Origin of the sequence: Sorangium sp. KYC3313 (genome assembly GCF_052075895.1) — a bacterium.
In the GTDB taxonomy this organism is placed as follows: Bacteria; Myxococcota_A; Polyangia; order Polyangiales; family Polyangiaceae; genus Sorangium; species Sorangium cellulosum_B.
In genome coordinates this window covers 11,571,870-11,584,705 of sequence record NZ_CP197255.1, presented here as the reverse complement: position 1 = coordinate 11,584,705, position 12,836 = coordinate 11,571,870, and the positions used below count along the sequence as shown (strand labels likewise).

At 75.6% G+C, this 12,836-nt stretch carries 6 protein-coding genes; 4 read left to right on the top strand and 2 right to left on the bottom strand.

Annotated features, from left to right (window positions below; translation table 11 throughout):
- Positions 1-61: 61 nt before the first annotated feature.
- Both ACSRUE_RS44125 and ACSRUE_RS44120 read right to left on the bottom strand, forming a co-directional pair.
- Entirely contained in the window at positions 62-1,486 is a 1,425-nt protein-coding gene (locus tag ACSRUE_RS44125; protein ID WP_441288816.1) for a GDSL-type esterase/lipase family protein, read from the bottom strand.
- Complete coding sequence (locus tag ACSRUE_RS44120; protein ID WP_441288815.1) at positions 1,483-2,625, bottom strand: SDR family oxidoreductase; 1,143 nt, start codon at positions 2,623-2,625, stop codon at positions 1,483-1,485. Before ACSRUE_RS44120 ends, ACSRUE_RS44125 begins: the two co-directional genes overlap by 4 nt.
- Before the next feature lie 345 nt (positions 2,626-2,970).
- On the opposite strand from ACSRUE_RS44120, the gene ACSRUE_RS44115 reads away from it, so the two are divergent.
- The 4 genes from ACSRUE_RS44115 (at position 2,971) to ACSRUE_RS44100 (ending at position 12,832) form a co-directional block, all read left to right on the top strand.
- Positions 2,971-4,728: a hypothetical protein gene (locus ACSRUE_RS44115; RefSeq protein ID WP_441288814.1), complete on the top strand. Its 1,758-nt coding sequence runs from the start codon at positions 2,971-2,973 to the stop codon at positions 4,726-4,728.
- A complete protein-coding gene (locus ACSRUE_RS44110; protein WP_441288813.1) occupies positions 4,725-5,657 on the top strand; it encodes a 3D domain-containing protein in 933 nt (310 codons plus the stop codon). The genes ACSRUE_RS44115 and ACSRUE_RS44110 overlap by 4 nt, the downstream gene beginning before the upstream one ends.
- 138 nt (positions 5,658-5,795) lie before the next feature.
- A complete protein-coding gene (locus tag ACSRUE_RS44105) occupies positions 5,796-8,624 on the top strand; it encodes a protein kinase domain-containing protein (protein ID WP_441288812.1) in 2,829 nt (942 codons plus the stop codon).
- Positions 8,621-12,832, top strand: coding sequence for a DnaJ domain-containing protein (locus ACSRUE_RS44100; RefSeq protein ID WP_441288811.1), 4,212 nt, complete (start codon positions 8,621-8,623; stop codon positions 12,830-12,832). Before ACSRUE_RS44105 ends, ACSRUE_RS44100 begins: the two co-directional genes overlap by 4 nt.
- Positions 12,833-12,836 lie beyond the last annotated feature (4 nt).

The following is a 12,836-nucleotide window of genomic DNA, read 5'->3' as shown; positions in this document are numbered from 1 at the left end:
AGGCCACCGGGCCGGCCGCCCGCCGTCGGCGTCGAACCGACCACGGCGGCGGCGACGCTCGTCAGGGGCGATAGCGCTCCAGGAGGTCGTTCGAGAGCTTCACGCCGAGCTCCTGGTAGCCGCGGAAGGTCAGGTGGACGCCGTCGCGCGACGCGCGCGGCGGGCGCTCGCGGTACCAGGCCTCGATCGAGCCCCTTCCGCCCATCGCCTGGTACGTGTCCCAGAACGCGCAGCCGCCCTCCCGCGCGGCGTCGCGCAGGACGTCTCGGACGACGGGCGTGCGCTCCGGCGCGTCCCTCCGGTCCGTCGGCGCGAGCACCAGGCAGTCGACGTCGGGCTCCACCCTGCGGGCGCGGGCGAGCAGCTCGGCGAGCTGCTTCGCGTAGAGGGAGGGATCCGTGGTGACGTCGCCCGCCTCGTTCGTGCCGTACTCGATCACGACGAGCTCCGGCGAGCGCCGCGCGAGCTCGGCGGCCCAGGCGAGCTCGCTCCACCGGAGCGGCGTCGCCAGGCGTGCGCCGTTGATGCCGAGCGTGTCGAGCACCACCCCGGCCCCGGCCTCCGGATCGCGCTCGACGACCAGCCCGCAGAGCTCGGCCCCGCCCGACGGCGCGACGCCGAGCTTCACCGCGCCCACGCTCGCCAGCCGCGTGTGCTGCAGCGCGCCGGGCGCCTCGCCCGCGGCCGCGCGGAGCACCTCGCTCGGGCCGCCCTCGATCGTCACCGCGACCTCGTCGGTCGGCGCGCTCGGGCGGAAGCACACGTCCCAGAGCAGCCGCGCGGAAGGCGCCGCCGAGGTGAGCGAGATCTCCGCGCGCACCGGCGCCGTCTGCGCGCCGAAGAGGATGCCCCCGAGCCCGAAGACGCCGTCGTCCGCCGGCGTGGAGCCGCCCGGAGACTTCGGGCGGGTCCGCCACTTGCCTTCGGCCGTGAGCCGCGCGCCGTTGTGGCGGTAGGCGGCATAGCCGAGGTGCACGAAGCCGAGCCCGCCGTCGCCGAAGCGCCGCTGCAGCGCGGCGCGGACCGCGCCGCTCCAGAAGTCCGCCGCGGCGTGCGAGTCGCCGAGCCAGGCGATGCGCACGTGATCCCGGCGGCGACCCTGCTCGAGCGCGCGGAGCGCCGCGAAGAAGTGGGCGTAAGCCCCGTCCTCGGGGCGCAGCAGATCCAGCTCGGGCGGGCGCGCCGGCGCGGCCTCCGCGGGGCTCGGCGCGGCTGTTTCCGGGGCGGGGGCCTCCGCGAGGTGCGGCGGGGGCGAAGGCGCGGGCGGCGCGGAGCCCACCTCGGGCGCGGGCGGCGCGACGTGCTCGCGCGTCGCGCTGCAGCCGAGCGCAGCGGCCGCGAGCGGCGCCGCGAGCAGCGCCGCGAGGGCGCGCCGCGACGCGGCGGAGAGGGGCCGCGCCGGCGCTCGCCGCCGCGGGGCGCGGCAGGGCGCCGCGCGGCGCTCCGGGATCTCCGCGCGGCCTGCGGGGCGGGCTGCGCCCCTCACGACAGCGGATCCTCGATGTCGGGCTCGGCGTCCGCGCTCACCTCGATCTCCTGGCGCTCGCGCCGCTCGCGGACGCGCTCCTGGACGGCGCCGACGAGCACGTCGACGTACGACTCGAAGGGCGGGCACGTGATCCCCGCGGCCGTGAGCACGAGATCCGCGTTCCGGGCGTCGTAGCGCACCGGGGTCATCAGCTGCTCGACGAACGCGCGCGGGCTGCGGACGAAGCGCTCGATCCCGGGCGTACGGAGCAGCGCCTTGGCGAGGTTCGACGGGATGTGACCGCGCGCGGCGCGGCGGCCGCTCGCCCGCGCGATGAGATCGAAGACCCGCCGCGCCGACAGCGGGTGCGGGTCGGCGATGTGGAGCGTGCGACCCGGCGCGAGGCGGTTCAGGCCGATCGCGTGGGACGCGCGGACGACGTGATCGATCGGGACGATGTTGAGCGGCACGTCGCCGCGGCCGGGCATCGGGATCGCCATGTCGGCCGGCGCTGCCATGATGAGCAGCACAAGGAGGTACAGGCCGTCGAGCCGGTCGATCTCCCCGGTCGTCGCGTCGCCCACCACCGTGGTCGGCCGGACGACCGCCGCCGGCACGTGGCGCATCGCCCGCCGCACGAGCACCTCCGCGCGCATCCGCGTCTCCTCCACGGGGTTGCGGAACGCCTGGCCGGCCTCGAGATCGTCCTCGTACACCATCCCCGTCCGGTCCCCCGCGACGAACGCGGTCGATTGATGGACGAGGCACTGGAGCGAGGTGCAGGCGCGGGCGAGCTCGATCACCTCGGCCGTCCCGACGACGTTCACGGCGTGGGCGGTGCTCCGGTCGGCCCCGGCGTGGCCCACGTGCGCGAGGTGATGGATCCGGTCGACCTCGCGGGCCAGCTGCCGGAACTCGGCGCCCGACAGCCCGAGATCCATCGCCGCGACGTCCCCCTCGAGCAGCACGAGGCGCTCGCGGTCCGCCGCCGGGAGCGCGTCCCGCTCCGCGCTGGCCTGCGCCGACGACTTCGCGATCACGACGGCAACGACGAGCGTGCGCGGCTCCGACGCGAGGATGTGCTGCAGCATCTTCCGCGCGATGAACTTGGGGAAGCCGGTGATGAGCACCACGCTGTCGTAGCCGGGGCGAGGCATCGGCTGGAGCTTACCGCAGCGGTGCGCCTGCTCCGCAGCTTTCCGCTGACGCCGCCTCGCACCAGCGCAGGGGTGATGGGGGCAGCTGCCACGCTGCGCGCGCCGTCCGGCCGGGGCGTGCACCCGCGGCTGCAGCCAAGGGCGTTCGCCATCCGCGACCGTGGCCCGGCGGTTCCTCGCTCGGTCGATGGGACGTGCCCGGGAGTCGCCTCCCCACGCACGAGCCGCCCGGCGAGGACCTCCCGTGCGTCGCCCGGCGCGCACGCTGTGATTTTGCAGGTTCGTGGTCGATCGCGGCGGGAAGGCGCTACCGTTCGGGTCGTGATCGCGCGATCGACCTCTGCCATGCGCCGCGGCGCTGCGGCGCTCCTGGCCACCGTCCTCGGCCTGAGCGCGGGCGCTCTGGGCTGCAAATCGCCTGGCGCGCCGTCCGACGCCGGCGCCGCGGCCCTGAGCCCCGTGCCCGCGCCGGCGGGGCTCATCGCCGAGGCGTTCCTCCCGACGCCGGACGCCACGTGGGCCAGGGCGCGCGCCCTCGTCGGCGGCTCGGCGGCGCTCCTCCCGAGCAGCGCCGGCGCCCTCGCGGCGTCGCTGCTCGGCCTGCCCATCACCGTCGCGTCCGAGATCGACGGCGGGGTGCCGGTGCTCGGCGCGGCCGTGGAGGCCGCGGATGGGGCGCGCCCGCGGGCCGCGCTCGGCATCCACGTGAAGGACGGGGGACGCTTCATCGACCAGCTCACGCGAGGCGAGGGGGCGCGCTTCCGCGCGAAGCCCGACGCGGCGACCGCCATCGCGCTGCTCGAGCCGCTCCAGGGGGCGAGCCCGGTGGCCCTCGGCGTCCTCGGCAACTACCTGCTCGTCGCGGAGACGCCGGGCGACCTGATCTCCCTGGGCCCCTACGTCGCGCGGACGATGCCGCAGGCGCAGGTGCCGAAGGAGGATCTCGCGGTCGAGATCCCGAGGGCCGCGCTCGAGGGCCCGGTGCTCAAGGCGGCGCGGAGCGCCTGGGACAAGGCGCGCGGCCCCGACGGCGCGCCGCGCGCCACCGCGGTGCCGCTCGGCCCGATGATCGAGAGCGCGCTCGCGATGCTCGGCGATCTCGAGCGAGCGCGCCTCACGCTGGTGCTGGACGAGAACGCGCACCTGCGCGTCTCCGGAACGCCGAAGGCAGGGGGCGGCCCGGCGTCGAAGGCGTCGGCCGAGCTCGCCGTCGGCGACGTGAAGCCGCTGCTCAATCTGCCCGCCGACTCGCTCGTCGGGATCCTCGTCCGCGATCGGGCCGCGACGCGCGCCGAGGACGTGCCCAGGCTCGTCGACGCCCTCGCTGGGCTCGTCGAGGGCGACCTCCCGGCCGCGGAGCGGGAGCGGGTCGGCGCCGCGATCCGCGCGGCGTCGGACGCGCGCGGCGACTGGTTCGCCGGCGGGCTCCGCTTCGACGGCGCGGGTCCCACGGCGTTCGTGCGCGCCGCCGTGGGCGACCGGGCCAAGCTCGAGGCCTCCATCCAGGATCTCCTCGGGAGCGCGGAGATCCCGCCGATCAAGGCCGCGCTGCAGCGCGAGGGGCTCCGGGTCTCCGCGGGCAAGGCGGCGCTCCCGCTGCTCGACGGCGACGTGCGGCGGGTGCGGTTCGAGCGGACCGCCGGAGCGAGCGCGCCCACCGGCGCGGGAGGGGCGCAGGCGCGCAAGGGGCCGCAGGGCGGAAAGGGCGGGCCCGCCGCGCAGGGAGCGTCGCTGCCGCCGTCGTCGATCGAGCTGCTCTACCTGGTCCGCGACGACGGCCTCTTCGCGTCCGTCGGCAACGATCCGGGCGCGGGGCTCCGCAGCGTGGTCGGCGCGCTCCAGGGAGAGCGCCTCGGCGAGATCCCGTCCATGAAGACCGCGCTGGCGCCGCTCGGCTCGGACATCGCGTTCGCGCTGGTGGTCGAGCCGCTGCGGCTCGTCGCGAGCCGCCTTGGCCAGCCGGGCGCGGGCGACACCGCGCCCGTGGTGATCGCGGCCGGCGCCGCGCCCGAGAGCGCCGGCTCACCCGCCGCGTTCTGGGCGCGCGCCGACGTCGCCGCCGCGGCCATCCGGGAGCTCGCCCGGCTCGGAGGCGCCTTTTGACGAGCGCGGCACGCGCGCGAGCGCTCGTCCTCGGCGGGATCCATGCGTTCCTGCTCGCGCTCCCCGCGGGGTGCGCGACCAAGGGGGGCGCGGACTGGGTCCACGACGGCTCGAGCGAGCCGCAGATCGCGCGCGGAGGCGGCGGCTGGCTCCACGAGCCCTCCCCGGACGACCGCGATCGCGACCGGCGCGCCAGCGCCGCTGTCGGCGGCGCGCCCGGCGAGGCGCAGACCGAGCTGGGCGGCGCCGCGGGCGCGGCCTCGGCGCAGGACGACCCCGTGATCCTCGTGCGCGAGCACGGCCGGCCCGCGCGCGCGACGCCGGCGCCGCAAGCGGCGCCGGGGCTCGCGCCCGGGATGTTCCGGAACACCTACTACGACTTCCCGAGCGAGGGCGGAGGGCCGAAGGATGCGGTCCTCTACGACGCTGCCTGCGGGACGCTCGCGAGCGTCCCGCGCGCGTTCCACGACCAGGTCTGCGTCCAGGGCAGCGGCCGGCTCGCTTCGGGTGACACGGTAAGCTTTGCGCGACGCGGCTGCGCGTGCGCCGATGTCTGCCCGCGCACCGGCCAGCAGGTCTGCTTCGAGCGGCTCGATCCGCGGCGGTTCCCGTATGGCCGCGGCGCGACCGGGCGCCCGATCACGCCGCTGCGCACGGTCGCGGTCGACTCGAGCGTCATTCCGCTCGGCACGCCCCTCTTCGTGCCCGAGCTCGTCGGGCTGCCGCTCCCGGGCGGGGGCCGACACGACGGGTGCTTCGTCGCCGAGGATCGCGGCATCAAGGTCGTCGGGCGGCAGATCGACGTCTTCACGGGCGATCCTGCGGTCACCGCGCGCCTCAACGCGCTCTTCCCGTCGAACCGCGGCGTGCGCCCCGTGCTCGACGACGCGCGCTGTCGCGCGATCTTCGCCGCGCGGGGGGCCTCCTGAGCGCGGTCTCCCGCGGCGCCGGCGGGGGCGCCCGCGGAGGGAGCGCGAGGGACCGTAAGGCCGGCCGCCCTCCCGCGTGAAATCCGGAACCTGGCGCGGGCGGGGAGGTGATACGATTTCCCGCCTTCCGGTGGCCGAATGACTTCACGTGGCGTCCTCCCCGAGTCCGTCATCCCTCCGCCCTCGGAAGTCACGGACGCGCCGGACGAGAAGCAGCGGGCGCGCGCCCGCCTCGGGATGACCGTCAAGAACAAGTGGCGGATCGACTCGCTCCTCGGCGTGGGCGGCATGGCCTCCGTGTACGCCGCCACCCACCACCGGAACGGCTCGCGCGCCGCGCTGAAGATCCTGCACGCCGAGTTCGCGCGCGACGTCGGCATCCGCGAGCGGTTCCTGCGCGAGGGCTACGTCGCCAACAAGATCGATCACCCCGGCCGGGTCGCGATCCTCGACGACGACATCACCGAGCAGGACGAGCCGTTCCTCGTGATGGAGCTGCTCGACGGGGAGACCGTCCAGCAGCTCTGGAAGCGCAGGAGCCGGAAGCTCCCTGTCGCCGAGGCGCTCTGGATCGCAGGGGAGGTGCTCCACACGCTCGAGAGCTTCCACGCGGAGGGCATCGTCCACCGCGACCTGAAGCCCGCGAACATCTTCATCACGAAGGACAACGTGGTGAAGCTGCTCGACTTCGGCGTGGCGAGGATGCGCGGCGCGCCCGGCGACAAGACCAAGGCGGGCACGGCGCTCGGGACCCCCTCGTTCATGGCGCCCGAGCAGGCGATGGGGCTGACCGAGGGGGTCGACGGGCGGGCGGATCTCTTCTCGATCGGCGCGACCCTGTACGCCGTGCTCAGCGGGCAGCGCCTCCACCAGGGGCGCTCGGACAACGAGGCGTTCATCCTCGCGGCGACGACGCCGGCGCCGTCGCTCGCGCGGATCGCGCCCGAGCTGCCCGCCTCGGTCATCGGCCTCGTCGACAAGGCGCTCGCCTGGGACAAGCGCAACCGCTTCGAGTCGGCCGCGCAGATGCGCCAGGAGGTGCTGCGCGTCCTCGAGGAGGCCGGCGCGTCCGTGCCCCGCCGCTCCTCGCCGACGAGCACGAGGCGCCCCCCGCCGGACGACTCGCCCACGGCCGTCGGGATGCGGGCGGCGGAGGAGCCCGCGCCTCACGACGAGCCGGGCGAGGCGGAGCCGGACGACCCCGCGGTCACGCGGCTCACCGAGGTGTTCCGCCGCATGGAGCGGCTGCTCCCGGCGGTGCGTCACTACGGCTGGACCCACCCGGACGCGGACAACAAGCTCCGCGCGACCTTCCAGGCGATCGTGGAGGCGCTGCGCGCGGACGGGGGCCTCGTCCACTGGACGCTGACGCCGTACGCCTTCGAGCATCGCCGGCGGACGGTGTGGGAGCCGTCGCACCCGCTCGACCTCGTCCCGTACAACCTCTTCGCGGCCGGCGTGCGGCGCGTCCAGCTGCTCCCTGGCATCACGGAGGACGAGCTGCGCGCCCTCTGCGAGGTGCTGCTGCTCGATCCGCTGCGCGACCTCGCCCCCGAGGACGACGTCGCGGCCGCCCTGTGGGAGCGCCGCCTCGAGCACGTGCGCTACGACGTGGTGAGCGTCTTCGTGGAGGGGGACGCGGCCGATCGCGAGCAGTTCTGGCACGAGGCCGACGACCTCGAGGGCATGGCCCGGCGCGCCGCCGAGGAGAGGGCGAACCGCGCCGAGGCCGCAGCGATGGTCATCGACACCGACGCCGCAGCGCTGCGGGCCGCGCGCCGCGCCGCGAGCGCGCTCGCGCTCGACCCGGTCGCGCAGCGCGCGCTCGGCACGCAGCTGGTCATGAGCCCGGACCGCTGGAGCGAGCGCTTCGTCGAGGTCGTGGCCGACGCCTTCCTGAACGCCAGGCGGTACAAGGACGTCGAGCTCGTGACCGAGCCGATGGCCGCCTCGGCGCGCGATCTCATCCTCGCGCGCCGCTTCGAGGTGCTCTTCGGGATGCACGACGCCATCGAGAAGGCCCTCGACGCGCTCGCGCCCAGGCAGCAGGGGGGCGCGCTCGCGACGGAGCTCGCCCGGGGGATGTTCCCGCCCGACACGATGCGGCTGCTCCTCCGCGAGGCGACGCGCGTCGTCATGACGGCCGCCCCCGGCGGCGCGGCGCAGCCCGCCCCCGTGGACCTCGATCTGGTCGCGCAGCGGCTCGCGCCCATCCTGCACAAGCTCGGCAGCGAGACCCTGCCCGTCGCGATGGAGGTCGTGGGGCACACCGGCCACGAGGCGCTGCGCCGCGCGCTGCTCGTCCACGTCGAGCGCACGCTGCCCGGGCACGAGGAGGGGGTCGTGGACGCGCTCATGACGCTGGATCTCGACGTGGCCCGCCCGATCCTCAAGATGTTCGCCGCGTCGCGGACGCAGGGCGCCCTGGGCGCGCTGAAGCGGCTCTCCGGGTGCGCGAACGCGGCGCTCCGCTGCGAGGCGATCGCGCACCTCGCGACGAGCCCCGAGCAGATCCGGGACGAGCTGCTCTCGCTCGCCGAGTCGGCGCCGCCGGACGTGCGCGTCGCGGCGCTCCGCACGCTGGCGCACCACCAGGTCCGCGCGGCCGGCCCGCTGCTCGTCCGCCGCGTGCAGGACAGCTCGTTCCACCAGCTCACGCTCGACGAGCGGCGCGAGTTCCTCGGCGCGCTCTACACGCTCAACCCGGCGCGCGGCGAGTCGGTCGCCGTCGAGCTGCTCCAGCGGCACGGCCTCCTCGCCGACGACGCGGCCGAGCAGACCCGCTGCCTCTCGGCGGAGCTGCTCGGCCGCGAGGCGCGCTCGCAGGAGGCGCTCGACGCCGCGCTCGCGGCCACGAAGCGGCGGCCCTGGAACAGCCAGGCGCTGCGCGACGCCGCGGGCGCCGCCGCCGAGGCCATCGCCGCGCGCCTCGGCAAGCGGATCTCGACCGCCGGGGAGGTCCCGTGACGGCGCCCCAGGTCGACGTCATCAGCCAGAACGTGTCGGAGAACATCCGCCGCGAGCAGGCGCGCGATCTCGCCGCCAGCGTCGTGCAGGCCCTCTTCCGGCTGGTGAAGCTCTCGACGCTGCACGCGATCGACAACCAGGCCATGGTGCGGCAGGTCGAGGAGACGGTCTCGCTCGTCCAGGACTTCGGCCAGCGCTCCGGTCACAACGTCTCGATCCTGTTCACCCGCGGCTCGGTGTTCGTCTCCGGGCAGCTCCTCAAGGCGAACCGCGCCGTCTACGAGGGCGCGCTCGAGCTCGGCGACGTCCTGAGCCGCTGCGGCTACTCCGAGATCGGCGTCGCCAAGGACGTCCGCGCGAGCGATCTCTACGCCCTCGCCTCCGCGCTCGCCGAGGCCCTCCGCAGCAGCAGGCCGGCGCTCGCCGACCGCCCGGCGCCGCGCATCCGCCTGCGCGCCGTGGACGAGGCCGTGCTCCGCCGCGAGGTGGCGATCGATCGCGAGGGCGACGAGACCTCCGCGATCGTGCGCACCTACGCGACGGCGATCGTGATCATCCGCCGGTTCTACGACGACCTGCGGCACGGTCGGTACACGCTGCGGCAGGGCGTCAAGCGCATCACGCAGCGCCTCGTCGACCTCTCCGCGAACGAGACGCCGGCCTTCCTGGGCGTCACTGCGCTGCGCAACCAGAACTACGACGACGCCGGGCGCGCCGTGAACACCGCGATCCTGAGCCTCGCGATGGCGCGGCAGATCACGAGCGACGTCGTCCTTCTCCAGCGGCTCTCGATGGCGGCGCTGCTCTTCGACATCGCCCGGCCGCGCCTCACAGGCGCCGCGACGAGCGGCTCGGGCGGGCTCGTCCCGCAGCTGAGCGAGCAGCAGGAGGCGGACGTCCCGGCGGGCACGGCGGTCGTGCTGACCGCGCTCGGCCTCGTCAACGAGCCCAGCGTGATGCGCACCGTCGTGGCCTACGAGGCGCACTGGGTGCGCCGCCAGCCGGCGCTCGGCCCGGTCTACCGCGGCCTCCGCCAGCCGACGCTCCAGGCGCGGATCCTCGCGACCGCCCGCGCCTTCAACGACCTCCTGACGGCGGCCCCGGGCGAGGCGCCGCTCTCCGCCGACGAGGCCATCGCCAAGCTCGAGCAGGAGGCGGCCGATCCGTCGGACCGCGCGGTGCTGCGGCTGCTCGTGGGCGCGCTCGGCATCTTTCCGACCGGCACGCTCGTGGAGCTCTCGACCGGGGAGGTCGCGCTCGTCGTGCAGACGCCGGCGCACCCGGCCCGGTACTCCCAGCCGCGCGTCCGGCTGGTCCTCGACGCCGCCGGCGGCCCCATCCCGCGCGCGCTCGAGGTCGATCTCGCCGAGCGGCCTCGCCAGGGCGAGCCGCCGCGGCACATCCGCCGGATCGTCGCGACGAGCGACGACCCCGCCGCCGCGTCGATGCGCGCCCACGCGGCGATCCAGGAGGCGCCGCAGGTGTCGCTCCGCTCGCCGGTGCTCGCGGCGGAGTCGCCGCCGATCCGCAACGCGCCGGCGTCGCCGCTCGGCAACCTGCGCATGCCGCCGCAGCAGCAGCAGATCACGCGGCCCTCGTCGCCCACGCTGCCCATGACCAACGCGCCGGCGAGCCGGAAGACGCAGCCGCGGGCCAGCGACGCCGCCCGCGGGCCCGCCTCGCCGCCCGAGGCCACGTTCGGGGGGCTGCCCGACGACGGCGCGGACGCCAGGATGCTCGCGGATCTGCCGCCTGCGCCGTCCGGCAGGCAGTCTCCGCCCTTGCGGTCAGGGCGCACGACGGCGCGCTGGCCCGATCCACCGCATCTGGAGCCCGCCGCGGTGGCGGCCCCAACCTCGCCCGCCCCGGGCGCTCATGGAGAGGAGTCGTGGTCGGTGCAGACAGACAGCGATCCGGACGAGGTCCCCGAGGAGAGCGCGCGGCCGCCGTCGGTGCGCGCCCGCGGCTGGGGAGATCCGCCGCAGCGGCGCGAGCGCAACCCCGTGTCCGATCTGCCTCCGTCGGCGATGGCCGGTCCGATCGCCGTGCTGTCGTTGCCGGGCGACCCGCCGACCGCGGAGGGCACGCTCGCGCGCACGCCGCTCGTCCACCTGCTCGTGTACATGCTCGACCGGCGCCTCACCGGCACGACGTGCTTCATCGACCCCGACGGCGTCCGCCACGGCATCTTCTTCAGCGACGGCGTGCCCGCCAAGATCTGGACGGGGACGATCATCGCCCCGCTCGATCGGGTGATCCTCGATCTCGGCCTCCTCGACGAGGCGACGCTCCGGGAGACGCTCCGGGACATCACCAAGCGACGGGTGCTGCATGGCCGGCTGCTCGTCTCCCGGGGCCTGCTCGACAGGGAGACGGTGTTCGGCGTGCTACGCGAGCAGCTCGCGCGCAAGCTGGTCGCGCTCTACGATCTCCCGCCCGCGACGCGTTACGCCTACTACGACGCCCAGAACCTGCTGTCGTCCTACGGCGGTCCGGAGCTCATCGGGTGCGAGCCCCTCGCGGTGATCATGGCGGGCGTGCGGCTCCACGCCGACGATCCGCTGATCGACACGACCCTGGACCGGATCCAGAACCGGCAGCTCGGGCTCCACGTCGAGGCCGAGTTGAAGCGGTTCCAGCTCCATCGCGACGAGGCGGCCATCGTGGATCTCCTGCGGATGCGGCGCATGACGCTGGCCGAGCTGCTCGGCGCCGGCGTCGCGCAGGAGCGCGTCGTGCGGCTGATGATCTATGCGCTCGCGATCACGCGGCACCTCGATCTCGGCGCGACGGGCCGGCGCCCCGTCGGGGTCGGCGGTCCCGCCGGGCCCGGCCGGGAGCGGGCCGCTGGCGCTTCCCCGGCCGAGGCGGGGCCAGCGCCCCAGCGCGAGCCCTCCGGCGCGGCGGCGCGCTCGCCGCGCCCCACCGCGGGCTCGACGATGCCCGGTCCACGCCCGGCGCGCGGCGAGGCCGAAGGCCGCGCAGCGCACCGGCGGCCCGACGACGTCGCCGCGCCGTCCAGCAGGCGCGCTGGGGTCCCGGTCGCCCCGCGCCGCTCCACGGCGCCACCCCCGGCCGCGGCGCCGGAGCCGGCATCGTGGAGCGGCGCGCCGGCCCCGAGCCCGGTGGCGCCCTTCGACACGCGCGCGTTCGGCGGCGATCCGGGCGGCGGTTACCGCGGCGTGGATCCCAAGGCGCTGAGGCCGCCTCCCGCGCCGACCTTCGCCGGCGCCCGCGTTCCGCCGCCGCCCCAGCAGGCGCCCACCGTCAAGATGGCGGCGGTCGGCCTGGAGGGCAGCAGGGCCGCGCGAGGGGCGGGGCGCGCCGAGGCGCCGCCGCCTGTGCCGCCGGCGCGCGCCGCGGAGCCGGCGAAGCCGCAGGGACCGGCGGCGCTCGCGCCCGATCTCCCGCCGCTGCCTCGCGCCGCGCCGAACCCCGAGCTCGCCGCGCGCCGCGCGGAGATCGAGGCGCGCGCCGCGTCGATCGACGGCGAGAGCTTCTTCGAGATGCTCGGCGTCGCGGAGGACGCCCCTCCGGAGCGCGTGCAGAGCGCCTATTTCGCGCTCGCCAAGCGGTGGCACCCCGACCGGACGCCCGCGGAGCTCCAGGACGTCAAGCCGCTCGTCGCGCGCGTGTTCGCCCGCATCAGCGAGGCCTACCAGACGCTGAGCGATCCGAAGCGGCGCGCCGAGTACCAGAGCGCGCCGAAGGAAGCCCCGCCCCCCGCCGAGGACGAGCAGCGGATCGCCCGCGCCGTCGACGCCGCGCTCGAGTTCCAGAAGGCCGAGATCCTGCTCAAGAAGAACGACCTCGCGGGCGCCGAGGCCCGCGCGCGGCGCGCGCTGAACGCCGACCCGGAGCAGCCCGAGTACATGACGTTGCTCGTCTGGATCCAGGCGCAGCGGCGCGGCGATCCGCCCGTGCTCGCGGAGGGGGCCACGAGCGCGCACTACGACGATCTGATCCAGACGCTGGATGCCGTCCTGGAGAAGGAGCCTCGCTACGAGCGGGCGCTCTTCTACCGCGGCATGCTCCTCAAGCGCTCGGGGAGGATCGACAAGGCGATCGGCGATTTCCGCCTGGCGGCAGAGCTCAACCCGAAGAACCTCGACGCCATCCGCGAGGTCCGCTTGCAGGAGATGCGGAGCCGCACGACGAGCGATCCGACGCCCGCGGGCGGCCTCCTCGGCAAGTTCTGGAAGCGCTGACGCG

Bases quoted from the DNA above. Each gene is read 5' to 3' on its own strand.
- ACSRUE_RS44120 (WP_441288815.1), bottom strand. From the start codon at position 2,625: ATGCCTCGCCCCGGCTACGACAGCGTGGTGCTCATCACCGGCTTCCCC.
- ACSRUE_RS44115 (WP_441288814.1), top strand. From the start codon at position 2,971: ATGCGCCGCGGCGCTGCGGCGCTCCTGGCCACCGTCCTCGGCCTGAGC.
- ACSRUE_RS44105 (WP_441288812.1), top strand. From the start codon at position 5,796: ATGACTTCACGTGGCGTCCTCCCCGAGTCCGTCATCCCTCCGCCCTCG.